Here is a 23,583-nt window from a genome sequence, read left to right as displayed (position 1 = left end):
CTCCTCGGTGCAATAAGATCTTTGCCCTCGGTGCAATCTGGAGAGCCTGTGTATGGGGGAGTTCGTGGACGACTATCGGCGTCTCGCCGACCGCGTGGCCGACGACATCGCCGCCGGACGGCTCAGGCCGGGCGAACGGCTGCCCCCGCAGCGGGTGTTCGCGCGGCGGCGCGGGATCGCCGGGTCGACCGCGGGGCGGGTGTACGCCGAACTCGTACGGCGTGGGCTGGTCGTGGGCGAGGTCGGCCGTGGGACCTTCGTGCGGGCCGCTCCGGCGGGGAACGGGCGGGCCCTGGTCGAGAACTCGACCACCGCGCCGGTCAACCTGGAGCTCAACTACCCCTCCGCTCCGGGTCAGTCGGAGCTTCTCGCCCCCGCCCTCGCGCCGCTCCTGCGCCCCGACGTCCTGACCGATGCCCTCCGCCCAGCCCCCGTCACCGGCACACCCGAGGCCCGCCAGGCCGCGGCCGCCCTCCTCGCCACCCCGGACTGGCACCCCGCCCCCGACCGGATCCTCTTCACCGGCAACGCCCGCCAGGCCGTCGCCGCCGCCCTCGCCTCCCTGGTCCGGCCGGGCGGCCGGGTCGGCGTCGAGGCGCTGACGTACCCCGTGGTCAAGGAGATCGCCGCCCGGCTCGGCATCACCCTGGTGCCGCTGGCCACGGACGCGGACGGTCCGCGCCCTCAGTCCGTCGCCGCCGCCCACCGCACGGCTGGGCTGGCCGCCCTCTACCTTCAGCCGACCCTGCACAACCCGACCTCGGTGACGACGAGCCCCGAGCGCAGAAGCCAACTGGCCGATACGGCAGCCGACTTGGACATCCCCGTCATCGAGGACCGCATCTGGTCGTTCCTCACGGACGACGACCCCCTCGCCGCCCACGCGCCCGGCCTCACCCATGTCGTCGACGGCCTCTCCAAGCGCGTCGCCCCCGGGCTCACGGTCGGCTTCCTCGTCGTACCCGAGGAGCGGGTCGAGACGGTGGCCGCGGCCGGGCGGTCCGGTGGGTGGAGTGCGGGGAGGTTCGCGCTGGAGGCGGCCGTGCGGTGGATCGCGGACGGGACGGTGGAGCGGCTGGTCGCGGCGAAGCGGGCGGATGCGGCACGCCGGCAGCGGATCGTCGGCGAGGAACTGCACGGGTTCGCCGTACGGTCCGATCCGCGCGCCTATTTCGCCTGGTGGGAGCTGCCCGCGCCGTGGCGCGCGGACACCTTCACGGCCGCTGCCGCCGCGCACGGCATCGCCGTGACACCCGGTCCCGCCTTCGCCGTCGACCCGAACCGGACCCCGAACGCCGTCAGGCTCGGGCTCGCGTCGGCTCCTGAGCCGGATCTGCGGCGGGCGTTGCGGACGCTCGGCGGCGTCGTGCGAGCAGGTCCGTGAGGCGGCAGAGGAGGGCCACGGTCAGGCCGAGGGTGATCAGCAGCCAGGACACCGTGCGCAGGGTCTGGGTCAGGGCGTCGTAGACCGCGCCCGCGGCCGGGCGGTGGGCCGCCTCGGCGAGGCCGGCCAGGGTGAGTCTGCGGCCGATCGCGAGGGCGACGAGCAGGAGTGCGCCGCCGAGAGCCGTGCCCAGCGCGGTCGCCGTGACCGCGCGGCGGCGGCAGGCGGCGACGGCGATGCCGGTCGCGGCGAGCGCGGCGGCCGAGACGGGCAGCCAGAACCCGGCGACCTCGAGCACGTCGTACCCCTTCCTGAGCCGGTCCAGCTCGTGGGCCGGGAGCACGGGGACGTCGGTGTGCTCGACCGGGATGTGGTGCGCGAACGGGATGCGGTCCTCGGTGAGCCGGCGTTTGACCTGGGCGGTGACCGGGGCGAGGTCGACGGTGACCGTGCCGTGTCGTCCGTCCTGGAGGGCGCTGAGCACCGCGTCGTGGACGGCCCGGTTGCCCGCTTCCCACGCCGTGCGGAAGGCCTCGGTCCGGGTGAAGGAGCGCACGGCGTCCTGCACGAAGGGGCGCACCGCGCCGCTCTCGGGTGACACCGGGGACACGGGGGCCGTGTCCAGTCTGTCGCCGACCGCGTCCATGATTCCGGCCCCGACGGTGTCCGCGACAGCGCCCTGCACCGCCGGATCGTGGGCCAGCGGCGCCATCGCGGTCACATACCGGCCCGTGTCGACCAGCGCGTACGTCACCCACGCCGCCAGCGCGCCGAACGGCACGAGGAGGCACGACAGGGCGATCAGCGCTGCCGACAGGGCGTTCCGCAGACGGGTGGACACCCTCTCAGGCAAAGGTCACCGCGGGCCGGGCGCCAGCGGTGTGCCTGCATACGGCGGCACTGTTCCGCTCTCCCGTGCACCGTTCACCCGAACGGGTGGCTCATCAGCGTCGGTGGCCCTGGGCGTCCTCGTGCGTGTAGTAGCGGTAGAACAGCACGACGAAGCAGGCCGCGCCGATCGCGAGCCCCATGGCCGAGGACCTCAGGGCGGTGTTGCCGGCCTGGCTGTACAGGAACCCGAACGCGCCGCCCCCGAAGGCGGCCCACAGGACCGCGTGCACCTCCCGGATCACCCGCGAGGAGACCCAGCGCACGGCGACGTACAGCACCATGAACGCGGCCGCGGTGACGAAGCCGAAGAGCAGGTTCCAGCCGGTGATCTCCCCGCCGGAGCGCCGGTTCGCCGCGGCCCAGTAGCCGTAGACCAGGCCGAGGACGACCGGCATGGCCACACTCGCGACGCGGTGCGTCCGCGCGCTGAACACATCGGGCAGACCACTCAACCCGGTCGTACCCACCCGCCGGGCCCGTCCGGGCGCCGGTGCCGCATGAGCCATGAGAGCACTCCTCTCTCGCCACGCCCCCGCCATCCAGAGCACACCTGGGGCGGTCGGCCGGCAAGTCGGCGGTGCCTGCCGATCCCGCCCGTCCGGCCTTCGAGGACGGGGCCCGGGTACCCGGATGCGGCGCGTGGAACGCCATGCTTCGCTGAAGCCCATGAGGGCCGTAAGCGACGGCGAAGCCGGCCCGCAGGGCGACACGCGCCGGTCGGGGCTGCTGAGCGTGCGCGGTCACAGCGTTGCCTGGGTGCCGCCGCTGGTGCTGCTCGTCGGCATCGTGGCCGTCGACTTCAGGACCAGCAGCGACTTCCGGATCCTGTCCTGGACCGTGCTCGTGCCCGGTATCGCCGCCGCGATCTGCGGGGTGCGGGGAACGGCGATCTTCGCGGTACTCGCACCCACCACCTACCTCGCCGCCGACGCCGTCCTGCCGCACGAGTACCAGGCCGGTCTGCCCGACCTCGTCCTCGCCGGCATCGGCGGCGTCCTCGCGACGGCGGCCTGCGTGGTCCGCGTGCGCGGTGAGCGGCGCATGCTGCACATGCAGGATGTCACCGCCACCGTCCGCCGTACGGTGCTGCGTCCGCTGCCGCCGGGCTGGGGCGGCCTGGAGCACGCGGCCGTCTATCTCGCCGCCGACAGCGAGGCCAGGGTCGGCGGAGACTTCTACGACATCCAGATCGGCCTGCACGGCACCCGCGTCATCCTGGGCGACGTCCAGGGCAAGGGGCTGGGGGCCGTGGAGGCGGCGGCCGCGCTGCTCGGCACCTTCCGTGAGAGCGCCTACCACGAGCCGGACCTGGCGAAGGTCGCCGTACTGCTGGAGGAGCGTCTGCTGCGGCACATCCGCCTGCGTGCGGCTCTGGGCAGGGCGGAGGAAGACCGGTTCGCCACCGCCGTCCTGATCGGCTTTCCCGAGGAGGAGCCGGACACGATCGAGGCCGTCGTCCTCGGCCACGACGGTCCGCTCGTCGTCGGCCCCGACGGCGTGGAGCCCCTGCCGCCCGGCCACGCCCTGCCCCTCGGCTACGGCGAACTGGCCCCCGCCGACGGTCCGCCGCCCGTGCGGCGGGTGCCCCTGCGGCCCGGCGAGACCCTGCTGCTGACCACGGACGGCGTGACCGAGGCCCGGGACGGCGACGGCGTCTTCTTCCCGCTGGAGACCGAGGTCGCCAAGGCCGTCGCCGCCGACCCGGACATCGCGCAGCCCCGGCGCCTGGTCGACTTCGTGCGGGAGAGCACGTTGCGGCACTGCAGAGGGCATCTGTCCGACGACACGACGGTGTTCGCGGTACGGCGGACGGCCGGTGCGGGGAATGGGGACGGAAACGGACGTTTGCAGCCCTGAGATCCCCTCTTTGCAGCCGCAGCGGTTACGGTGCTGCCGTACGTGATCGACGGGGGATGGGGAGGGACCGATGCCCGGAACAGTGCTGTTGCTCGCCGCCTCACCGGCGGGCAGGGGCTCTCTGGTGGACGCCGCCTCCGTGCTCCCCATCCTCGCGGCGGTCCCGCCCGCGGTGCTGTCCGGCACGGACACCGCCAACGTCGTCGAACTCGCCGACCCCCTGGAACCGCAGGCCGTCCTCACCCGCCTGCGCGCCGCGGCGGTCGCCCCCGGCCCGCTCACCGTCTTCGTCGCCGGCCAGCTGCAACTGGACCGTCGCCAGCACCTGCCCCACCTGGCGCTGGCCCGGTCCACCCCGTCGACCGTCCGCTACAACGGCTTTCCCTGGCACTGGATCCGCGAGGAACTGCGCCTGCGCGCACCGGGTTCCACCTCGCTGGTCCTCGATCTGCACGCCGACCACGAGACCTGGCAGTGGCTGCTCGCGAACCCCCTCGACTCGGGCCGCGACCACGCCGTCTACGGCCGGATCGCGCCACCGCCGAACCGGCGGACCCTGGCGGGCCCGGCGTACATGAAGTCGGTCGCGACCCTGCTGCGCAGCGGACACCGCCCGCCCCTCGACCAGTTGCACCAGTTGGCGTTGCAGCGGATCGCGCCCGAGGGCGGCGTCGGCATCGACATCGTGCTGACCGCGCAGGGCCCCGTGCCGAGCGACCCGCACACCGCCATCACCAGCGCCGTCCAGGCGGGCCGGCACGGTGACGCCGACGCGCTGGCCGCCCGGCACGAGCAGACCGCCGTCCACACCCATGGCCACGCCTCCGAGGAGGCCCTGCACTGGGGCGAGGTCCGCGCGGACCTGGCGATGCTGGCCGGGGACCCGGTGCGCAGCTGCCGCACCTGGCTGACGGTCGCCTCCTCCCGGCTCTCCGCCGGACAGGCCCCGGACGCGCCCGCGGTGGAGGCCGCGGTGGACCGCGCCCACCACCAGTGGGGGCAGATCCACGACACGGCCCTCGCACGCGAACTGGGGCCCGTCCTCGTGGAGTTGAGGAGCCGGGTGCCGGGGCGCCGGCGCGGCGCCCTGGAGAACATCCATCGACAGCTACGGCAGCTGCAGGTCAGCAGCTGACGGTTCGGTGCTGACGGTTCGGTGATGACGGTTCAGCGGGTGAAGGTGAAGTACTTCCAGCCGCCGTACGTCGTCGTGTTGACGTTGTCGCCCGACGTCGGGTCGACGTAGGAGGAGCGGATCCGGAAGCGGGCGCCCGTGGGCGGGTTGTCGTCCAGGAGGACGGATTCCTTGCCGTAGCGGTCCAGCCCGAAGCACTCGGTGGCCGTGGTGTGCCAGGCCCCGCTGTAGAACTGCTGGATCTGGAACTGGTACGTGCGGCCCGGGTACATCGTCATCGTCGTGTTGAGGACCGGGTCCTTGGTCTGGCGGAAGTAGTGGTACCTCGGTCCCGCACCGCCCCTCCACGCCGGGTTCCCGTCACGTCGTTGTCACCTGAGCCACGTACGAAAGCCGTACGAAAGCCGCCGAGCGTACGGAAGTGGGGGCGGCAATGGCGCGACCCGAAAGACCCGCGCACCGCAGGTCTGGGACGGCGCCGTGCACCGCACGCTGCCCGGGGCGTGGCAGAAGGCCGGCGCCTTGTGCGGCGAGTCCTTCGTGGGGTTCGGCTATGGCAACAACGACCGCTTCGCCGTCGTGACCGAGGGCGCGGTGCGGGTCTGGGACATCCGCTCCGGACGGGCCCTCGCCACGGTCGACGAGCGCGGTGTGCAGTACGCGACCATCAGTCGGGACGGCTCCTTCCTGGCCACGGCCGGCTCCGACGAGGTCCGCGTCTGGCGTCTGACGGCCCCCTCCGCACCCGTCTTCCGCCACTCCCTCAACAACCAGCACCTCTACGACTGCCTCGCCTGGGACCACGAGCGCCGTCCTGCGGTACATGGAAGGAGGGACCGTCCACACCCTCGACCTGACCGGTCCCACGACGTCCCGGTGGCACAACTGCCCTCCGGTCCCGGCCGGCCCCAGGATCTCGTCCAGGGCGACCAGGTCAGTGCGCTTGCCTTCAGCCCCGACGGCGGGGTGCTGGCGGCGGGCGACCAGACCGGCCGGGCCGCCCTCTGGGACGGCGACGTCCGCCACCGGGCCCGCGTCCTGCGCAACGTCTTTCCCGCCCCGCTCGGCGACACCCCGGAAGCGGTCGGCGCCCTCGCCCTCAGCCCCGACGGCCGCACCCTCGCGGTCGGCGGCGACGCGGGCACCCTCCAGCTCTGGGACACGGAGACACAGCAGCCGCTCGGGGGGCCACTGCCGACGCCTGGGGAGGCCCTCAAGGCCCTCGCCTTCAGCGCCGACAGCGGCACCCTGTACGCCGGGAGCGCGCATGTGCCCCTCCAGCGGTACGCGGTGGACACCGAACGGGCGGTCACGAAGGTCTGCACACGCGCGGGCGGCGGCCTGACGCGGGCGCAGTGGCGGACGTACGTACCCGATGTACCGTTCCGCAAGGTGTGCGGATCCGGTTGACGGCGGCCGGACCATGGGTCTGCACCGGCGATCCGCCGCTCTACTCCCGCAGTTTGCGCCGGAGCTCCTCGAACGCGGTCGGGCGAGGCCGGTCCGGCAGGAAGTCGCGGATGTGGAGGGCGCATTCGGCCGGGGTGAGGAGGTCGGTGTGGACGTCGAGGTCGTGCGGGCCGTGGGAGTGGACCTGGTCGAACTGCAGCGCGGCGAGGCCCGGTTGGCGGTCGCCTCGTTCGCGTTCCCGGCGCTCCAGCTCCGGCAGCGGGCAGCGGACGCCGATCAGGACCGTGTCCTCGGGCACGAGCAGATCGAGGAGGTCCAGCAACCGCCAGCGGCGGCTGAGCGGGTAGTCGACGACCAGGTTGTTACCGCCCGCGGCCATACCGGCGACCGCGCGGTGGAAGCCCTTGGCGGTGCGGTCGATCTCGGCCTGGAGGTCCTCGTCGGCGAGAGGGCTGCCGCCGCGCATCGCGTGGAAGGCGTCCACCGGCAGGTGGAACCAGGTGCCGTCGAGGACGTCGAGGAGCGCGCGGGCGATGCTGCTCTTGCCGGAGCTGGAGGTTCCGTTGAGCAGGACGACCGTTCCCGGGGTCGTGGTCCCGGGGATGCGGGCGTGGGGGTCGGCGTGGTCATGGACATGGGTCGGCAAGGCGGGTCCCCCGTGCGGGCAGTGGTCGTGGTGCGGTTGCTCGGTGAGATCTACGGCGTCGGCGACACCGGGATGACATGCTGGGTCGGTTGCTCTGTCCGGGGCGGTTCCGCCGCTCGGGCGGGGCCCGTGTTGGCTGCCAGGATCAGGGTTGCCACGGCGACCACCGCCGCGGCGAGACCTCGGGTGTAGCGCCCGGTGGTGCTGGTGGGTTCCTGCACGGCGACCTCGCAACAGCCAGGTGTTAACCACGTTTAATACGCGGTTTAACCTATGGGCTGTCGGAGTCGAACGGCAAGGGGTACAGGGGGAGTTGGGGGCGTTGAGCGTGTCGGACCGTGATGATCCTGGGACGATCGGGCGAAGAGTGCAGCAGTTGCGGGCCGATCGTGGGCTGACGCAGCGACAGTTGGCGGAGCCGGCGTACACCCCCGCGTACATCTCCACCCTGGAGGCCGGCCGGGTCCGCGCCTCCGACGAGGCGCTGCGGCACATCGCCGACCGGCTCGGCGTCGCCTTCGAGGAGCTCGCCACCGGACGGCCCGCGCACCTCGTCACCACCCTGCGGATGCGACTGACCGAGGCCCAGCGCGCCCTCGCCACCGGCGACGCCGAGGCCGCGGCCGAGCAGTACACCGCGCTGCTCGCGGAGGCGGACGCGCACGGGTTCCCCGAGGAACGGGCGGCGGCGCTGCTCGGGCTCGGCGAGTGCGACATCGACGTCGGCGAAATCGACTCCGCCCGGCGGTACTTCGAGCGCGCAGAGCAGGTCCTCGCGGACGCCGGCGCCCCGCTGCCCGCCCGGGTGCCCGCGCTGCGCGGCCGGGCCGTGTCGCACTACCTCGCCGGCGAGCTGCGCTACGCCGTCTACCTCATCGAGTCCACCCTCGACGAGCTCAACCGCGGCGGACTGCACGACCCCGACGCCCTCCTCCTGCTCTACGCCAGCGTCATCGGCCCCTACATGGACATGGGCGCCCACGCCCGCGCCGCCCAGGCCGCCGAGTACGCCCTCGCCCTCGCCCCGCAGGCCGGGGACCCCGCCCTGGTCGCCCGCATGCACCGGTCCGTCGCCCGCACCCTGCTAGCCGAAGGCCGGGTCGCCGAGGCCGACGCCTCCCTCGCCAAGGCCGCCGAGCTGTACCGGCAGCTCCAGATCCGCACCGAACTCGCCAACTGCCACTGGATGCGCGGCTACCTCTACGCCCAGAACGGCGACCTGGAGCGCGCCGAGGCCGAACTGCGCGAGGCCCAGACCATGCTGACCGCCAAGCGCGCCGCCCTCTACACCAGCCAGGTCGCCGTCGAACTCGCCGACGTACTGCACCGCCGCGGCAAGTCCGACGAGGCCGCCGCCCTCCTCCACGAGGTCCTCAGCGACCTCAACCCCGAACGCGGCGCCCTGCACTCCGCCGCCGCCCACCGCCTCCTCGGCATCATCGCCGAGGACGCCCGCGACACCGAGGCCGCCGAGGAGCACTACGTCCGCGCCCTGAGCCTGCTGGAGCGCGCCGGCGCGGCCGGTGACCTGGCCGACCTGTGCCGGCTGCTCGGCGATCTGCTCCGCCGTACCGGAAGGGTGGAGGCGGCGCTGGACGCGTACCGGACGGGACTCGGCCACCGTACGGCCCCCGGCACCACCACCCTCGGACCCGCACCCGCACAGCCCCCTCTGTAACCAGCCCAAGCCGGCCCACAGGTCGTCCCGATTGGCTGCGCGGGACATCCGGACAGGTGGGGACGGGCACGTGGACAACCAGCGGACCGCGCGGACGACGGCCGACGGGCTGCGGCTCGTCGTACGCGCGCTCGTGTACGCCGTCGTCGGCGGCGCCGCGCTCCTCGCCATCGCCACGGTCGTCTCCGTCCTCGGCCCCACGCTCGCCCTCGACCTCTACACCCCGCCCGTCGCCGCCTGGTGGACCGTCTTCACGGCGATCGCGGTGCAGGGCGTGCCCTTCCTGCTGCTCGGCACGGTCGTCTCGGCGGCGATCGGGGCGTTCGTGCCGGAGCGGGTCTTCAGCCGTCTGCTGCCCCGCAACCAGGCGCTCGCGGTACCCGTCGCCGGGGCGGCCGGTGTCTTCCTGCCGGGGTGCGAGTGCGCGTCCGTGCCGGTGGCCGGGAGCCTGATGCGGCGCGGGGTCGCCCCCGCGGCCGCCCTCGCCTTCCTCCTCTCCGCGCCCGCCGTCAACCCGGTCGTCCTGGTGGCCACGTCCGTCGCCTTCCCCGGGCAGCCGCGGATGGTCCTCGCCCGGCTGGTCGCCTCGCTGGCCACGGCGGTGGTGATGGGCTGGCTGTGGGCCCGGTTCGGCCGCGACGAGTGGCTGCGCCCACCGAAGCGGCACGCCGACCCGGCCGCCACCGGACTGCGCGCCTTCACCGCCGGCCTCCAGCACGACTTCCTGCACGCGGGCGGCTTCCTCGTCCTCGGCGCGGCGGCCGCGGCGACCTTCAACATCGCGATGCCGCGCTCGGTACTGGACCTCTTCACCGGCTCGCCCTGGCTGTCGGTGCTGCTCCTGGCCCTGCTGGCGGTCGTGCTGTGCGTGTGCAGCGAGGCGGACGCGTTCGTCGCCGCGTCGCTGAGCGGCTTCTCGCCGACCGCGCGACTGGCGTTCATGGTGGTCGGCCCGATGGTCGACCTGAAGCTGATCGCCCTGCAGGCGGGGACGTTCGGCCGGTCCTTCGCCCTGTGGTTCTCGTCCGTGACGTGGGTGGCGGCCGTGGCGAGCAGCGCGCTGGTGGGGTGGTGGCTGCTGTGAGGCGGTACGGGCCGGCGGTACTGCTGCTCCTGACGGGGGCGGCGATCCTGCGGATCTCACTCCTCAGCGAGCTGTACCTGCGGTACGTGCAGGCGGGGCTACGGCCCTACCTGGTCGTGTCCGGGTTCCTGCTGGTGCTGCTGGGGGTGGCGGCGGCGGTCGCCGGGCGACGGGAACAGGAACCGCACGGCGCGCATGGCGGCCACCACGCCCCCCGTATCGCCTGGCTCCTCGCCCTCCCCGCCCTCGCCCTCCTGCTCTTCCCGCCCCCCGCCCTCGGCTCCTACAGCGCCGGGCGCGAGGCGGCGCAGCGGGCCGCGCAAGGGGTCGGGGCCTTTCCCGCGCTGCCGGCCGGGGGCCCGGTGGCGCTGACGCTCGCGGAGTTCAGCTCCCGGGCGATCTACGACAGCGGACGGTCGCTGACGGGCCGTACGGTCCGGCTGACCGGGTTCGTCACCCGGGACGACGACGGCACCTGGTACGTCACCCGCCTCCTCGTCTCCTGCTGCGCGGCCGACGCCACCACCAACAAGGTCGAGATCCGGGGCGCGGACGCCCCGCCCGCCGACGCCTGGGTCACCGTCACCGGCACCTGGCACCCCAAGGGCAGTCTCGGCACGGACGGAGCGTGGCCGCCGGTCCTGGACGCCGCCTCGGTACGGCGGGTCGCGCAGCCGGCGAACCCGTACGAGAGGCGCTAGCGCTCCGCCGGGGAGAGCCGTGCATCAGGTCGCGGGCCGGTGGGGGCTGGTGGCGCAGTTCCCCGCGCCCCTTGCGCAGTGGCGGTCGGCGGGGTTTCGCCGTACGGGCCAGGGGTAGTCGGGCGTCGTCCGGGGCGAGCGGTGGGGCGGCCGCGGAGGCCCTGGACCACGCAGGCCGCGCAAGGTGAGGAGGCTGCCGTGCGGCCCAGAGACGATCACCGTGGTGAGGCAGGGCGGGAGCGGACCGGTGCCGCCGACGCGCTCGCCGAGAGCGTGCGCGGGGTGGGACCCGGCGAGATCCCGGCGCGGCTGTGCGATGTCGCCGTCGAGCTGCTGCCCGTGACCTGCGCGAGCGTGTCGTTGCACAGCGACGGCATGCCCGTACAACTGGGCGCGAGCAGTGCGCAGGCCGCCTATGTGACCGAGATCCAGGCCACCCTGGGCGACGGTCCCTGCCAGTCCGCCGTGGAGAGCGGCAGGGCCGTGCTCGCGCGCGACCTCACTGCGGGGCGGGACGTCCTGCGCTGGCCGGTCTTCGCCCAGCAGGCCACGGCCGCCGGGGTGCGGGCGGTGTACTCGATGCCGCTCGGCAACGACTCGGTGTGCGTGGGGACGCTGGACCTCTATCGCGATACGCCCGGCGACCTGACCGACCGGGACCTGCGCACGGCGCGGGTGGTGGCCGCAATGATGACCGTGGCGCTGATGGCGCTGCCGCGCGCGGAGGAGGCGGGCGACCCCGGCGACGAGCGATGGCTGAGCGGCCTCGCCGCCGACCAGGACCAGATCTACCAGGCCACCGGAATGATCATGGCCCAGCTGGGCGCCGGCACGGGCGAGGCACTGGCACGGCTGCGGGCACACGCGTTCGCGCACGGGCGTACGGCGGTGGATGTGGCCCGGGACGTGGTGGACCACCGGTTGCGGTTCGACCGGGACCAAGGCCCCCTATGATCGCCGACCATGGACATAGTGGGTTACTTCATCGCGCTGGTCGCGGTCGTCGGCTTCGTCAGCGTCGAGAGCCGGATATCGCGTGCCGACCGGCGAGTTGCCCGGGTCGAGCGCAAACTCCACCTGATCATCGACCACTTGGGGCTCCGTGACGACGATCCCCGGATGGCGAAGGTCGTGGCGCTGCTGCGGGACGACAAGAAGATCCAGGCGATCAAGGAGTACCGGGAGATCACGGGAGTGGGACTGGTGGAGGCCAAGGAGGCGGTGGAGCGCATGGGGCAGACGTCCTAGGCGGCTTGGCCCCCTGTGACAGGGTGGACGAATGACCACCCCGGCACGCAGCGATCTCGCGGCGGCGAAAGAGTTCGTCTACGACCCGTGCGGATTTGCCTGCTCGCAGCCGGTTCCCGAGCCTGAGGGCGCCGAGTACGCCGCCCACGCATTCACCCTCGACGGCCTCTCCGTCCGGTTCCGCGCGGCCAGGACCACCCCCACCAAGGTCGGCCAGTTCGTCACCGTGTGGAAGAGGTCCCCGGGCGGGCCCATCCAGCCCTTCGACGTCACGGACCCCGTCGACCTCTTCGTCATCAGCTGCCGTGACGGCGAGCACTTCGGCCAGTTCGTGTTTCCCCTGGACGCGCTCCGCCGGCGCGGTGTCGTGTCCGTGGACGGCTCGGGTGGGAAGCGGGCCTTCCGCGTGTACCCGCCGTGGGTGACCCCCACCAACCGCCAGGCGACCAGCACTCAGGCATGGCAGCTGGATTACTTCCTGCACCTGGACCAGGACGGGCCCGTCGACGCCGCTCGCGCCCGGAAGCTCTACCACCCGTAGGACGGCGCCGGGACGATGGTCCTAGATCTCCGCCCGGCCCCGCTTCCTGACCTCCGCCAGACGCTCGGCGCCCGTTTCGACGGCCGTCCAGGTGGCGTCGGCGGGTACTTCGCCGAGGCCGCCGTTCGTGATGGCGATCGCGTCGTCGCCCACCCGGACGGCGGCGACGTGCAGCGTGAGCGTGGGCGCGTCGTCGTACTCGGAGACGGCTCGCAGGAGGACCCGCAGACCCTGCCGGGCGTCCCCGACCTCCGGCATCTCGGCCGCGCTCACCTCGACAGCCATCTCCCCGCCCTTCGCGGTCGCCGTGAACTCGCCGCACCTGTCCGGCAGGCGGTCCAGCCACGCCAGCGTCCGGTTCAGGTCCGCGGGCCGATGTGCCACGACCTGGTAGCGCAGCTGGGCCTCGTCCCAGGCGTCGTCCAGTCCGACCGACGCGCGTGTACGGGCGTCCGGGCCGAAGAGCTCCTCGGCATACAGGGCGTCCAGGAGCCGCCGGCAGTCGGCCGACTCGGTCTCCGCCTTGAGCATCGCCTCCCGCCAGGTGGCGAAGCCCTGCGTGGCCACCCAGCTTTCACCGAGGTCGGCCTCGCTGATCAGCGCGGCCCGGGCCTGCGCCTCGGTGAGGGTGGGGGCGGCCGCGGGGGTCGCCGGCGTGGTGGAGCTCGCGGGGGAGGCGTGGCTGCGGGCGGCCGATACGGGCCTGCCCAGGCCGGCGATGGAGTCGCATGCGGGCACGGTCAGCAGGGTGGCTGCGGAGAGCGTCGCGGCGAGGACGGCTCGGGCCGGGGGACGGGGCATCGCGGGCCTCCTGGGGTGGTCAGGCGTTCACTCAAGATCGGGTACGTGTTCTTAAGGCACCACCCCGGCGGTACGACCACCAGCGCGCCGGGCTGTCCGGGTGACGTGCTCCAGGTCGGGGTCCGGGCCCAGCATCATGTCCTTGCGCGTGTAATCACACGACTTCGCGTGGGTGACGTGCATCGTGAAAATCGCCGCGACACCCCCACCCACCCGCTGTTACGGTCGCCCCATGCAGCGCGCGAACCCGTCTCTGACGACGACGCCGGACCCCGTCCCGGCGCCGCGCTGAAAGCTGAGCGAAGATCCAAGCCCCGGGGCGAGTGCCCCGGGGTTTTGTCGTGGGCGCTCGTCCCTTCACCCGGAGGAGCAGCCATGCACGACCACCGCCGCCTCGGCCGCGAACTGGACCTCTTCGACACCGACCCCCTGATGGGCGCCGGCCTGCCGTACTGGCTGCCCGACGGCGCCACCCTCCGGCACGCACTGGAGGAGTACATCCGCGAAGCGGAACGCGAGGCCGGCTACCGGCACGTCCACTCCCCCGTCCTCGGCAAGCGCGAGCTCTACGAGATCTCCGGGCACTGGGACCACTACAGCGAGGACATGTTCCCGCCGATGGACGTCGGCGGCGGCACCGAACAGCTGGTCCTGCGCCCGAGCCTGTGCCCGCATCACGCCCTGATCTACCGCTCCCGCTCCCACAGCTACCGTGAACTGCCTTTCCGGATGGCCGAGTTGGGCGGCATGTACCGCTCCGAGCTGTCCGGAGTCCTCGGCGGCCTCACCCGCGTGCGGGCGATCCATCTCAACGACGCCCATATCTTCTGCACCCTCGACCAGGCCGTCGACGAGGCCCGGGCCGCCCTCCAGCTCATCGCCCGTGCTTACGCCGACCTGGGGATCAGAGCCGTCCGGCACCGCCTCTCCCTCCCGTCCGCGGGAGCGGGCGGGGGCGCGGGAGGCTGCAAGTACGTCGCCGACCCCGAGCTGTGGCGGCGGGCCACCGCGCTGCTGCGCGAGGTGCTCGACGCCTGCGGCATCCCGTACGAGGCCGCGGAGGGCGAGGCCGCGTTCTACGGTCCGAAGATCGACGTACAGATCGCCGACCCCGCCGGGCGGGAGTCGACCCTCTCCACCGTCCAGATCGACTTCCACCAGCCCGAACGCTTCGACCTGCACTACATCGGCCCCGACGGCGCCAAGCACCGCCCGGTCATGGTCCACCGCAGCATCATCGGCAGCGTCGAACGAGCCGTCGCCCACCTCATCGAGCAGCACGGCGGCGCTTTCCCGGTCTGGCTCGCCCCCGTGCAGTTGGTGATCCTCCCCGTGTCGGACGCACAGACCGAACAGGCGGAGAGGCTGCTGCACCAAGCCCTCGCCCGGGGCCTGCGCGCCGAGCTCGCCGGTCCCGAACAGGGCACCCTGGGCGCGCGCATCCGGGCGGCACGTCTCGTGCCCTGCCAGGCGGTCATCGGGGAGCGGGAGGCGGCGGCCGGGGCGGACGGGGGCCAGGCGGCCGTACGGCTGCGGGACGGGCGTAAGCCGGGGGCCGTACCGGCCGCGGAACTCGTCACCCGGATCGCCGCCCGCGCGAAGGCCCGCGGACCCGAGTTGTGGGATGCCCCGTGACGCCTGCGACGGGCGTTTAGACGCCGTATGACGCCGCGCGCACGAAGCCCGTACGGCGGCGCCATACGGCGACGCACTCCACCTGGACAACACCGTAAGGTCGGTTCCGGTGACCCGCCACCGCACCCGCGAGAGGAACCCGCCGTGACGAACGCCGACGGTCCGCCCATCCCGGTGATCATCGACTGTGACACCGGCGTCGACGACGCCCTCGCGCTGCTGTTCGCCGTACGCCACCCGGGTGTCGACCTGCGCGCGGTCACCTGCGTGGCCGGGAACACGGATGTGGACGGCGTCGTACGCAACACCCTCACCGTGCTGGAGCAGGCCGGGGCCCCGGACATCCCGGTCGCGCGGGGCGCCGGGCGTCCGCTGATCGAGTCCGCGCGCTCGGCGCGGCACGTGCACGGCGAGGACGGCATGGGCGACATCGGCCTGCCCGCCCCGACCCGCGCCCCGGCCGACGTGGACGCGGTGACGCTGCTGCGCCGCGAGATCCTGGCGTCCCCGCGCCCGGTCACTCTCGTGCCGACCGCGCCCCTCACCAACATCGCCCTGCTGCTGCGCACGCACCCGGAAGTGACCCGCAACATCGAGCGGATCGTCTTCATGGGCGGCGCGGTGGCCTGCGGAAACGCCACGCCGGTGGCGGAGTTCAACGTGTGGCACGACCCGGAGGCGGCGGCGATCCTGCTGACCGCCGGGGTGCCGATCACCATGTACGGCCTGGACGTCTTCCAGCGGGTCGTGGTGCCCGGCGCGGACGTACGGCGCCTGCGCGAGAGCGCCGAGCCCGGTACGCGTCTCGCCGGCGACCTGCTGTCCCACCGCCCGGCCACGCCCGATGTCGCCGCCGACTCCGAGGCCGGCGGCATCGGTGACGCGGGCGCGGTGTGCGCGGTCGTCGACCCGGCGGGCATCACCACCCGCCTGCTGCCCGTCGAGGTCTCCCTCGCCCCCGGGCCGACGCGCGGTCAGACGATCGTCGACCGCCGGCCCCGGCCGGGTGAGGCCGAGATCCACACCGGCCTGCGCGAACAGCCGTTGCTGGACGTGGCTCTGGACGTGGACGTCGACCGCTTCGTGAAGCTGTACCTGACGACGGTCGAGCGCCTCTGACCCGGCTCCGCCACCGTCACTCCCGCACCGAGAGCGCCTCCGCAGGCGCTGTCCGCAGTGCCTGCCGGGTGGGCAGTTCGACGGTGAGGAAGGCCGTGCCGACGACCAGGGCGGCCAGCGCCGGCAGCAGCCACGCCGGACCGGCGGGCCACGGGCGGTTCAGGAAGCCGGTGCCGAGCAGCGCCAGCGGGATCGCCGACAGCAGTACGCCCGTGATGACCGAGGCCGCGGCGATCACCGTGGCCTCGCGGCGCATCATCGCCAGGATCTGACGGGGTGTGGTGCCGTTCAGGCGGAGTGTCGCGATCTCGCTGCGGCGCTGGGCGGTGGTGGCGACGAGCTTGTTGGCGATGCTCAGCAGCAGGTAGCCGAGGAGCACGACGATGACGGCCAGGTTGATCCAGACCTCGGGCGGTGCCTCGTTCAGGCTGTCGGCGTCGGCGGTGTGGGTGGGTTCCACCACGAGGCCGGGATGCGAGGCGGCCGTCGCGGCCAGGTTGCGCTCGGCCGCCTCCGTGCCGTCGGTGCGGACGAGGACGCTCTGGTCGAGCCCTGCGGTGGTGTGGCCCCGCGCGAGGTCGTGGGACAGGGCGACCGAGCCGAAGCCGAGGCCGCGTTCGTAGACGGCGACCACCCGGGCCGTGACGGGCGTGCCGTCACCGAGCACCAGACGTACCGTCCGGCCCAGCTCCGCCCCGCGCGTCCGGGCGGCCTCGCTGCTGACGGCGACGGTGTTGCCGGTGAGCCGCTCCAGGCTGCCGTCCTGCACATCGAGGTCGAGCACCGAACCCGCGTCCGGCGTCAGGATCATCGCCGTACCGGACTCGACCTCGTCCTCGCCGAACATCTTGTACGGCCACACCACGGTCGTGGAACTGACCGGGGCCGCCGCTCTTACGCCGTCCGTGTCGCGTACGGCCGTGTGGCTGTCGGCGGGCAGTCCGCCGAGGCCGGGTGCGGTCACGCGGTGCTGGGCGAGGGTTCCGTCGGAGACGTCCTGCGCGGTGGCCGCCATCACGGTGGTCTGCGTGAAGGTGTACGTCAGCACGAACACGACGGCCATCGCGAGGGCGCTGACGACACCCGCGAGCCGCATGGCGTAGCCGCGGATGTTGGACACCGCCAGCCACGTCGGCGCCGATACGCCGGGGCGCAGGCGGCGGGCCGCGCTGTCGCCCAGGCCCCGGACCAGCGCGGGGCCCGCCAGGGCCAGGCCGATCGCGCCGAGGATCCCGGCGATGGAGGTGGCCGTCGCGCCGAGGACCGTCCGGCTCAGCAGCGGGATGGCGGAGAGGGCGGTCGCGGCGACGATCAGCAGCAGTCCGGAGCGGGTACGCAGCCTGGACGGGGTGCGGGGTTCGGTGCGGGACTCGGCGACCGCCTCGGTGGCCGGCATGCGCGAGGCGCGCCAAGCGGCACCCCGGGCCGCCACCTGGACGGCCCCGGCCAGCAGCAAAATCGTGGCGACGGCCGGGATCGGGCTGAGGGTGAGAGGGAGGGCCTGCGGCAACACCCCGCGGTCCACGAGGAGATCGCGGAACTGCCCGGCCAGCAGATGGCCCAGGGCCACGCCCGGCACCATCGCCACGCCCGCGACCAGGGAGCCCTGGGTGGCAGCAAGTCGCCTTATCTGCCTGGGAGTTGCACCTACCGCTCGCATCAGGGCCAGGTCGCGGCGCTGCCCGGCGACCGCCACGGCCAGCGCGCTCGCCATCACGAAGCCGATGATCAGCAGGACGATGCCGGCCAGTGAACCGGCGAGCAGGATCAGGAGGGAACGTGCCGCTCCGGCGCCGGGGAACTCCACGTCGCCCCGCTCGGATCCGGTGGCCACCTTCAGGCCGGTGCCCCGGACCTTCTCGCGGGCCGCGGCGGCCACCTCGTCCTCGGCGCCGGGTTCGGTGCGCAGGGCGACGAGGTCCACGGTGCCGGTTGCGGTGCCGGTGCCGGACAAGCGGCGAGCCGTCGTATCGGCGAAGAGGATTCCGGCGCCGGGGGCGTCGACCACCGCGGTGAGGCGGTAACCGGCGGCGGGGCGGCCCACCGCGACGACCCGCACCCGGTCGCCGACCCGGACACCGGCGGCCTGCGCGGTCGCGCTGTCCACGGCGACCTCGCCGGAACGGGCGGGTGCGTCCCCCCGGATCCTCGGGTCCGTCAGCAGAGCCGTCGACGACCAGCCGTGTCCGGCCGTCCGCGGTTCCTCGGAGGCCGGTACGACCTGGCCGCGCGCGTCGACGAGGGCGGCGGGGAAGCCGACGTCGCCGACGGCCTCGGTGACGCCCGGCAGTCGGGAGAGGTCGTCCACCAGCCCGGCCGGGACCGTCCCCCGCTCCGGGAGGGCGATCGGCAGGTCGCCCGCGGGGTGGTAGTTCTGGTCGGTGGCGACGACGACGTCCGCGCCGGCGAGGCGGTCGGCCGGGAGCTGGGAGCGCAGACCGGACTCGGCCAGGACACCGGTGGCGGTGAGGAGCGCCGCGCCGCCGAGGACCGCGCAGGCCACCGCGAGCAGCGCGGTGATGCGGTGCCCGGCCATGCGTGCCGCGAGATGCAACATGACCTACACCCCTCCCAACGCGACCAGACGGGCGGCCAGTTCGGGCGCCGTGGGCCCCTGCAGCGTCTCCGTCACCCGGCCGTCGGCCATGACCAGCGCCTGGTGCGCCTGGGCCGCGGCGGCCGGATCGTGGGTGACCATCACCACCGTCTGGCGGAGTTCGTCGACGAGTTCGCGCAGCAGGTTCAGCACCTCGTGGGCGGTGCGCAGATCCAGCGCGCCGGTCGGCTCGTCGGCGAACACGACGGCCGGCCTGGCGACCAACGCCCGCACGATGGCCGCACGTTGCTGCTGGCCGCCGGAGAGTTCGGTGGGCCGATGGGCGAGGCGGTCGGCCAGTCCGACCCGCTCCACCAGGGTGCGCAGCCACTCCTTGTCGGGGGCGCGGCCCGCCAGGCGCAGCGGGAGGGTGATGTTGTCGGCGATGGTGAGGGACGGGACGAGGTTGTAGGACTGGAACACGAAGCCGATGCGCTCGCGGCGCAGTTCGGTGCGGCGGGTCTCGTTCAGGCCCGCGATCTCGTGCCCGTCGATGGCGATGCTGCCCTCGGTCGGGGAGTCGAGCCCGGCGGCGCAGTGCATCAGCGTGCTCTTGCCCGATCCGGACGGGCCCATCACGGCGAGGAACGTGCCGTGCCCGACCCTCAACGACACGTCGTCCAGGGCTCGTACGCCACCCGCGTAGGTCTTGCTGACGTGTGCCAGCGCGATGGCGGCCGGCGCGTCGCCGCCCGTGACCGTGGCGCCCCGGGCTCCCCCGAACGGCATCCTCATCGCCGGCCCCGCAGCCGCTGGATGACGAGCGCGCTCACGCAGAGCGCGGTGACCGCGCCGCAGGTGAGGTGGACGGGGGTCGCGGCGCCGGTGAAGGAGGCGGCCATGTTGCCGACCACGCTGAGCACCAGCACGACCCACAGGGCCGTCCGGGCGAGGTCCGTGCCGCTGAGCGTGCGTGGCTGGGGATTCTCGGGGTCGGTGGTGAGGCGGTAGGGGTCGATGGCCGTCATGGCTGGCTCCTTGGCTCCTTCGGCGGTCGCTGTCGGTCACCGAAGCTACGGATCGTGACCCCTTGTCTCCGAGCCCGTAGGCCGCCTTGTTCGGGGTACAGCAGGCTGTACTTCCGCCCTCCTCCGCCTGCCGCACAACCGGCCGACGCCCTAGGGTCGTTGACGTGCACGCCGAAACCATGGAGAGCAGGCCGGACGGCCAGAAGGCCACCCCGGCCCGCCCCGGCATCCGGGACACCGTCGTCCGCGCGGCCGGTACCGCCGTCGCCGCGCTCGAACAGCTCGTCGGCGGGCTCGGCACCGCACTGCCCGCGGTGGGCGTCCTGCTGGGGCTGGCCCTCGCCACCGTCACCGCCCCGCTGGGCATCGGGCTGCTGATGGCGCCCAAAGTCCTGCGCGCCCTGCACTCGCTGGCCGACCGCGAACGTGACCGGCTCGGCCGCTGGGGACCCGAGGTCATCGGCCCCGGTCCGGCACCGACCCGGCTGCGGCTCGCCCTCGTCGACCCCACCACCCGGCGGGAGCTGCGCTGGCTGGCCCGCCACGCCACGCTGGGGTTCCTGCTGGGCACGACCGCAGTCCTGCTGCCGCTCCTGGCCGTGCGCGACTCCCTGTTCCCGGCGTACTGGCGGCTGATGCCGAAGGACACGACCAGTACCTCGCTGGGGTTCGGGCAGGCACAGACCTGGGCGGACGCCCTCGCGGTCGCGCTGCTCGGCCTCGGCTGGGTCGCGATCATCGTGGGGCTCACGCCGGGCATGGCCCGGTCGCAGGCGGCGCCGGGCCGGCGGCTGCTGTCCGCCGGGCCCGACGCGGACCTGTCCCTGCGCGTCGCCGAGCTCACCGCCACCCGGGCCGCCGCGCTGGACGCCCACGCCACCGAACTGCGCCGTATCGAGCGCTCGTTGCACGACGGCACCCAGAACCGGCTCGTCACCGTCACCGTGCTGCTCGGCGCCGCCCGCCGCATGGCGGCCCGCGACCCGGCCGGCGCCGACGAACTCCTCGAACGCGCCCAGGGCGCCGCCGAACAGGCCCTCGCCGAACTCCGTACCGTCGCCCGCGGCATCCTGCCGCCGGTACTGGCCGACCGCGGCCTCGAAGGCGCCCTCAGCGGCCTCGCCGCGAACTGTGCGGTGCCCTGCCGGACCGACGTCGAGGTGCCGCAGCGCTGCGCCGCCTCCGTCGAGGCAACCGCCTACTTCGTCGTCGCCGAGGCCCTCACCAACATCGCCAAGCACAGCGCCGCCGGGCAGGCCACCGTCACCGTCCGCTCGCACGCCGGGCGACTGCACCTCACCGTGACCGACGACGGCCGGGGCGGCGCCGACGAGGACGGCGGCTCCGGGCTGGCCGGCATCCGGCGTCGTGTCGCCGCGCACGACGGGGCGATCTCCCTGTCCAGCCCCGAGGGCGGCCCGACGACTCTGGAAGTGGAACTGCCATGCGGAACCTGAGGAAGCGGGAGCCTTCATGCGGATCGTGATCGCGGAGGACGACCCCCTGCTGCGGGAGGGACTCGCGCTGCTGCTGCGTGCGGAGGGCCTGGACGTCGTGGCCACGGCGGGCACCGCCGACGGCATTCTGGACGCCATCGACGAGCACAAGCCGGACGTCGCCATCCTCGACGTGCGGATGCCGCCGACGCACACCGACGAGGGGATCGTCGCGGCCGTCGAGGCCCGGCGCCGACGGCCGGACCTCGCCGTGCTCGTGCTGTCGGCCTACGTCGAGCAGAGCTTCGCCAGTGATCTGCTGGGCGGCGGAGTGGGCGGGCTCGGGTATCTGCTGAAGGAACGGGTCGGCCGGGTCGAGGAGTTCCTCGACGCGCTGCGGCGCGTGGCCGACGGCGGCACCGCCATCGACCCCGAGGTGGTCGCCCAGCTGTTCACCCGCAGCCGTCAGGACGCCCGCCTGGAGCGGCTCAGCCCCCGGGAGCGGGACGTGCTCGCGCTGATGGCCGAAGGGCTCGGCAACAGCGCCATCGCCGAACGGCTCGTCGTCACGGACGGCGCCGTCCACAAGCACATCCGCAGCATCTTCGCCAAGCTCGACCTGTCACCGGCGGACCAGGTGGACCGGCGGGTGGCTGCGGTGCTGCGGTATCTGGAGGACGTGCAGCGGCGGGGCTGAGGCTGCCCGGAAGGACGTGGGGAGGCGGGCCGAGGTACAGCACGCTGTACCTGGCCACGGGTCCAACCACTACCTCCGACACGCCAGTTGGCGTGATCGTCCGCGAGCGGCCGCGTTCCTAGGTTGGTGTCCGCATCGCAACAGTGGTGCGGACACCGACCGACCCGCAAGGAGCACCCGCCATGAAGCGCACCGCCACGGCCCTGGTCGCCGCGATCGCCGCGTCCGTCCTGACGATCCCCGCCGCGTCGGCCACCGCCAAGTCCCCGCACCCCGCTCAGGACTCGCTGCCAGGCCGCGTCAATGCCGTGATGGAGACCGGAACCGTCGGCGCCGTCGCCCGCTCGACCGGTCCGCGCGGACAGCGCTCCGCCGCCGCGGGCGTCATCGACAAGGCCGGCGGCGAGGCGGCGCGCCCCGGTGACCGGTTCCGGATCGCCAGCGCGAGCAAGACGTTCGTCGCCACCGTGGTGCTGCAACTCGTCGGCGAGGGGAGGCTGTCGCTGGACGACACCGTCGAGGACTGGCTGCCGGGCGTCGTCTCCGGCAACGGCAACGACGGCAGCGGGATCACCGTGCGGCAGCTGCTCCAGCACACCAGCGGGCTCTACAACTACACGGCCGACTTCCCGGTGCTCGCGAGCGTCGACGGCTTCGAGGCCGGCCGGTACACCACCTGGACCGACGAGCAGCTGGTCGCGATCGCGATGAAGCACAAGCCGGACTTCGCGCCCGGCACCAAGTGGTCGTACTCGAACACGGGGTACGTCCTCGCCGGAATGATCATCAACAAGGCCACCGGGCACACCCGGCAGCAGGAGGTCACCCGGCGCATCATCAGGCCGCTGCACCTGCGCAGCACCCTCGCCCCCACCACCGGGACCGGCATCCCCGGCCGCCATCTGCACGGCTACTCCGACTTCGGCGGCTCCGGCGCGACCATCGACGTCACCGAGTTCAACCCGACCGCGGCGGGCGCGGCCGGCGCCATGATCAGTACGACGGCCGACCTGACCCGCTTCTACCAGTCGCTCCTCGGCGGGCACCTGCTCCGCCCGGCCCAGATGAAGGCGATGAAGACGACCGTACGGACCCCCGACCTGGACGTCGTCTGGCCCGGCGCGAGCTACGGCCTCGGCCTGATGCGGATCCCGCTGTCCTGCGGCGGCTCGTACTACAGCCACCCCGGCGACTTCCCCGGCTACACCACCCGCGACGGCGTCAGCGCCGACGGCCGCCGCGTCGTGGTCCTGGCGACAACGGGCGACGGCGCGGCCGACATGTCCACCGAGCACGCCCAGAACAAGCTGATCGACGGCGAACTCTGCGCCCCGGGCAGGCAGTAGCACCGCGGTCGGCCCCGATCGCCTGGGGGCCGTGGGCGGGGCGGCCCCTCACACCGCCGCACCGAAGAACACCCGCACCTCCCTGATCAGCCCGTCCCGGATGGTGATCGTCCTGCGGGCTGGTGAAGGTGAACTCGTCGGCGTAGAGGGGGAGGGCGGCTTCCCGGTCCTGTGCCAGGTAGTGGCGGAACGCTGCCCTGACGATGTCCGTCGGATCGCTGCTCATGCGGGACTCCTCAGCCGTGGTGGGCGGTCCCCCTCAACCCACCGTATCCAGCGGACCTCGCGCCGCGCGTGCACCACGAAGGGGCCCGGGGTTTTCACCCCGGGCCCCTTCACATGCCGTCGGTCAGGAACGTGCCGTACGACGCCGCTTCGACGCCACGACGGGGCTTCGACGGCTTCGACGG

Annotated in this window: 23 protein-coding genes; 15 read left to right on the top strand and 8 right to left on the bottom strand. The window is 73.3% G+C overall.

Translation table 11 applies throughout. From position 1 onward, the window contains the following. The first annotated feature begins 64 nt into the window (after positions 1 to 64). Positions 65 to 1,384, top strand: coding sequence for an aminotransferase-like domain-containing protein (locus OHO27_RS19740; RefSeq protein WP_328430492.1), 1,320 nt, complete (start codon positions 65 to 67; stop codon positions 1,382 to 1,384). On the opposite strand, the gene OHO27_RS19735 is transcribed toward OHO27_RS19740, so the two are convergent. Next, positions 1,299 to 2,225, bottom strand: coding sequence for a hypothetical protein (locus tag OHO27_RS19735; RefSeq protein WP_328425726.1), 927 nt, complete (start codon positions 2,223 to 2,225; stop codon positions 1,299 to 1,301). The two genes, OHO27_RS19740 and OHO27_RS19735, sit on opposite strands and share 86 nt — an antisense overlap. Positions 2,226 to 2,328: 103 nt before the next feature. After that, on the bottom strand, positions 2,329 to 2,781 hold the full coding sequence (locus OHO27_RS19730; protein WP_328425724.1) for a hypothetical protein: 453 nt from the start codon (positions 2,779 to 2,781) through the stop codon (positions 2,329 to 2,331). Between the two features lie 160 nt (positions 2,782 to 2,941). On the opposite strand from OHO27_RS19730, the gene OHO27_RS19725 reads away from it, so the two are divergent. Together OHO27_RS19725 and OHO27_RS19720 are read left to right on the top strand one after the other, a co-directional pair. Next, positions 2,942 to 4,132: a PP2C family protein-serine/threonine phosphatase gene (locus OHO27_RS19725; protein ID WP_328425722.1), complete on the top strand. Its 1,191-nt coding sequence runs from the start codon at positions 2,942 to 2,944 to the stop codon at positions 4,130 to 4,132. Between the two features lie 70 nt (positions 4,133 to 4,202). Further along, positions 4,203 to 5,267, top strand: coding sequence for a hypothetical protein (locus OHO27_RS19720; protein WP_328425720.1), 1,065 nt, complete (start codon positions 4,203 to 4,205; stop codon positions 5,265 to 5,267). A 32-nt stretch (positions 5,268 to 5,299) separates the two neighbouring features. On the opposite strand, the gene OHO27_RS19715 is transcribed toward OHO27_RS19720, so the two are convergent. Further along, the gene (locus OHO27_RS19715; protein ID WP_328425718.1) at positions 5,300 to 5,545 is read right to left on the bottom strand and encodes a hypothetical protein; all 246 of its coding nucleotides are present in this window, start codon (positions 5,543 to 5,545) and stop codon (positions 5,300 to 5,302) included. A 202-nt stretch (positions 5,546 to 5,747) separates the two neighbouring features. Here OHO27_RS19715 and OHO27_RS19710 point away from each other — a divergent pair, with 202 nt between their 5' ends. Beyond that, positions 5,748 to 6,677: a WD40 repeat domain-containing protein gene (locus tag OHO27_RS19710; protein WP_328425716.1), complete on the top strand. Its 930-nt coding sequence runs from the start codon at positions 5,748 to 5,750 to the stop codon at positions 6,675 to 6,677. A gap of 40 nt (positions 6,678 to 6,717) precedes the next feature. Here OHO27_RS19710 and OHO27_RS19705 read toward each other — a convergent pair whose 3' ends face one another. Continuing rightward, positions 6,718 to 7,323 (bottom strand): phosphotransferase-like protein, encoded by a 606-nt coding sequence (locus OHO27_RS19705; RefSeq protein ID WP_328425714.1) that lies wholly within the window; start codon positions 7,321 to 7,323, stop codon positions 6,718 to 6,720. A gap of 328 nt (positions 7,324 to 7,651) precedes the next feature. On the opposite strand from OHO27_RS19705, the gene OHO27_RS19700 reads away from it, so the two are divergent. From OHO27_RS19700 to OHO27_RS19675, 6 genes are all read left to right on the top strand, one after another. Continuing rightward, on the top strand, positions 7,652 to 9,001 hold the full coding sequence (locus OHO27_RS19700) for a helix-turn-helix domain-containing protein (protein ID WP_328425712.1): 1,350 nt from the start codon (positions 7,652 to 7,654) through the stop codon (positions 8,999 to 9,001). A 70-nt stretch (positions 9,002 to 9,071) separates the two neighbouring features. Further along, the gene (locus tag OHO27_RS19695; RefSeq protein ID WP_328425710.1) at positions 9,072 to 10,085 is read left to right on the top strand and encodes a permease; all 1,014 of its coding nucleotides are present in this window, start codon (positions 9,072 to 9,074) and stop codon (positions 10,083 to 10,085) included. Then, on the top strand, positions 10,082 to 10,786 hold the full coding sequence (locus OHO27_RS19690; RefSeq protein ID WP_328430491.1) for a TIGR03943 family putative permease subunit: 705 nt from the start codon (positions 10,082 to 10,084) through the stop codon (positions 10,784 to 10,786). The genes OHO27_RS19695 and OHO27_RS19690 overlap by 4 nt, the downstream gene beginning before the upstream one ends. 198 nt (positions 10,787 to 10,984) lie before the next feature. Further along, on the top strand, positions 10,985 to 11,740 hold the full coding sequence (locus OHO27_RS19685) for a GAF and ANTAR domain-containing protein (RefSeq protein WP_328425708.1): 756 nt from the start codon (positions 10,985 to 10,987) through the stop codon (positions 11,738 to 11,740). Between the two features lie 9 nt (positions 11,741 to 11,749). After that, positions 11,750 to 12,034: a ribosomal protein L7/L12 gene (locus OHO27_RS19680; protein WP_328425706.1), complete on the top strand. Its 285-nt coding sequence runs from the start codon at positions 11,750 to 11,752 to the stop codon at positions 12,032 to 12,034. 31 nt (positions 12,035 to 12,065) lie between these two features. Then, the gene (locus OHO27_RS19675; RefSeq protein WP_328425704.1) at positions 12,066 to 12,575 is read left to right on the top strand and encodes a MepB family protein; all 510 of its coding nucleotides are present in this window, start codon (positions 12,066 to 12,068) and stop codon (positions 12,573 to 12,575) included. A 21-nt stretch (positions 12,576 to 12,596) separates the two neighbouring features. On the opposite strand, the gene OHO27_RS19670 is transcribed toward OHO27_RS19675, so the two are convergent. Further along, positions 12,597 to 13,376, bottom strand: coding sequence for a hypothetical protein (locus tag OHO27_RS19670; protein WP_328425702.1), 780 nt, complete (start codon positions 13,374 to 13,376; stop codon positions 12,597 to 12,599). Between the two features lie 375 nt (positions 13,377 to 13,751). On the opposite strand from OHO27_RS19670, the gene thrS reads away from it, so the two are divergent. Both thrS and OHO27_RS19660 read left to right on the top strand, forming a co-directional pair. Then, positions 13,752 to 15,011: a threonine--tRNA ligase gene (gene thrS, locus OHO27_RS19665; RefSeq protein ID WP_328425700.1), complete on the top strand. Its 1,260-nt coding sequence runs from the start codon at positions 13,752 to 13,754 to the stop codon at positions 15,009 to 15,011. Positions 15,012 to 15,155: 144 nt separating this feature from the next. Beyond that, the gene (locus OHO27_RS19660; protein ID WP_328425698.1) at positions 15,156 to 16,130 is read left to right on the top strand and encodes a nucleoside hydrolase; all 975 of its coding nucleotides are present in this window, start codon (positions 15,156 to 15,158) and stop codon (positions 16,128 to 16,130) included. A 16-nt stretch (positions 16,131 to 16,146) separates the two neighbouring features. Here OHO27_RS19660 and OHO27_RS19655 read toward each other — a convergent pair whose 3' ends face one another. The 3 genes from OHO27_RS19655 to OHO27_RS19645 are packed head-to-tail and all read right to left on the bottom strand — an operon-like array spanning position 16,147 to position 19,694. Further along, entirely contained in the window at positions 16,147 to 18,687 is a 2,541-nt protein-coding gene (locus tag OHO27_RS19655) for an FtsX-like permease family protein (protein ID WP_328425696.1), read from the bottom strand. Positions 18,688 to 18,690: 3 nt separating this feature from the next. After that, positions 18,691 to 19,461 (bottom strand): ABC transporter ATP-binding protein, encoded by a 771-nt coding sequence (locus tag OHO27_RS19650; RefSeq protein WP_328425694.1) that lies wholly within the window; start codon positions 19,459 to 19,461, stop codon positions 18,691 to 18,693. Next, positions 19,458 to 19,694, bottom strand: a complete 237-nt coding sequence (locus tag OHO27_RS19645) for a hypothetical protein (RefSeq protein ID WP_328425692.1) — start codon at positions 19,692 to 19,694, stop codon at positions 19,458 to 19,460. Before OHO27_RS19645 ends, OHO27_RS19650 begins: the two co-directional genes overlap by 4 nt. A gap of 179 nt (positions 19,695 to 19,873) precedes the next feature. Here OHO27_RS19645 and OHO27_RS19640 point away from each other — a divergent pair, with 179 nt between their 5' ends. The 3 genes from OHO27_RS19640 to OHO27_RS19630 all read left to right on the top strand — a co-directional run bounded on the left by OHO27_RS19640 (position 19,874) and on the right by OHO27_RS19630 (position 23,173). Then, complete coding sequence (locus OHO27_RS19640) at positions 19,874 to 21,151, top strand: sensor histidine kinase (protein WP_328430490.1); 1,278 nt, start codon at positions 19,874 to 19,876, stop codon at positions 21,149 to 21,151. 16 nt (positions 21,152 to 21,167) lie between these two features. Continuing rightward, entirely contained in the window at positions 21,168 to 21,827 is a 660-nt protein-coding gene (locus OHO27_RS19635; RefSeq protein ID WP_328425690.1) for a response regulator transcription factor, read from the top strand. A 182-nt stretch (positions 21,828 to 22,009) separates the two neighbouring features. Next, entirely contained in the window at positions 22,010 to 23,173 is a 1,164-nt protein-coding gene (locus OHO27_RS19630) for a serine hydrolase domain-containing protein (protein WP_328425688.1), read from the top strand. The last annotated feature ends 410 nt before the right edge of the window (positions 23,174 to 23,583 follow it).

Origin of the sequence: Streptomyces sp. NBC_00443, assembly GCF_036014175.1 — a bacterium.
In the GTDB taxonomy this organism is placed as follows: domain Bacteria; phylum Actinomycetota; class Actinomycetes; order Streptomycetales; family Streptomycetaceae; genus Streptomyces.
This window is presented reverse-complemented; position numbering and strand designations above follow the sequence as displayed.

Coding starts and splice junctions, on each gene's coding strand:
- OHO27_RS19730 (WP_328425724.1), bottom strand. CDS start 2,781: ATGGCTCATGCGGCACCGGCGCCCGGACGGGCCCGGCGGGTGGGTACG.
- OHO27_RS19725 (WP_328425722.1), top strand. CDS start 2,942: ATGAGGGCCGTAAGCGACGGCGAAGCCGGCCCGCAGGGCGACACGCGC.
- OHO27_RS19720 (WP_328425720.1), top strand. CDS start 4,203: ATGCCCGGAACAGTGCTGTTGCTCGCCGCCTCACCGGCGGGCAGGGGC.
- OHO27_RS19715 (WP_328425718.1), bottom strand. CDS start 5,545: ATGACGATGTACCCGGGCCGCACGTACCAGTTCCAGATCCAGCAGTTC.
- OHO27_RS19680 (WP_328425706.1), top strand. CDS start 11,750: ATGGACATAGTGGGTTACTTCATCGCGCTGGTCGCGGTCGTCGGCTTC.
- OHO27_RS19675 (WP_328425704.1), top strand. CDS start 12,066: ATGACCACCCCGGCACGCAGCGATCTCGCGGCGGCGAAAGAGTTCGTC.
- OHO27_RS19670 (WP_328425702.1), bottom strand. CDS start 13,376: ATGCCCCGTCCCCCGGCCCGAGCCGTCCTCGCCGCGACGCTCTCCGCA.
- thrS (WP_328425700.1), top strand. CDS start 13,752: ATGCACGACCACCGCCGCCTCGGCCGCGAACTGGACCTCTTCGACACC.
- OHO27_RS19655 (WP_328425696.1), bottom strand. CDS start 18,687: ATGTTGCATCTCGCGGCACGCATGGCCGGGCACCGCATCACCGCGCTG.
- OHO27_RS19650 (WP_328425694.1), bottom strand. CDS start 19,461: ATGAGGATGCCGTTCGGGGGAGCCCGGGGCGCCACGGTCACGGGCGGC.
- OHO27_RS19645 (WP_328425692.1), bottom strand. CDS start 19,694: ATGACGGCCATCGACCCCTACCGCCTCACCACCGACCCCGAGAATCCC.
- OHO27_RS19640 (WP_328430490.1), top strand. CDS start 19,874: ATGGAGAGCAGGCCGGACGGCCAGAAGGCCACCCCGGCCCGCCCCGGC.
- OHO27_RS19635 (WP_328425690.1), top strand. CDS start 21,168: ATGCGGATCGTGATCGCGGAGGACGACCCCCTGCTGCGGGAGGGACTC.
- OHO27_RS19630 (WP_328425688.1), top strand. CDS start 22,010: ATGAAGCGCACCGCCACGGCCCTGGTCGCCGCGATCGCCGCGTCCGTC.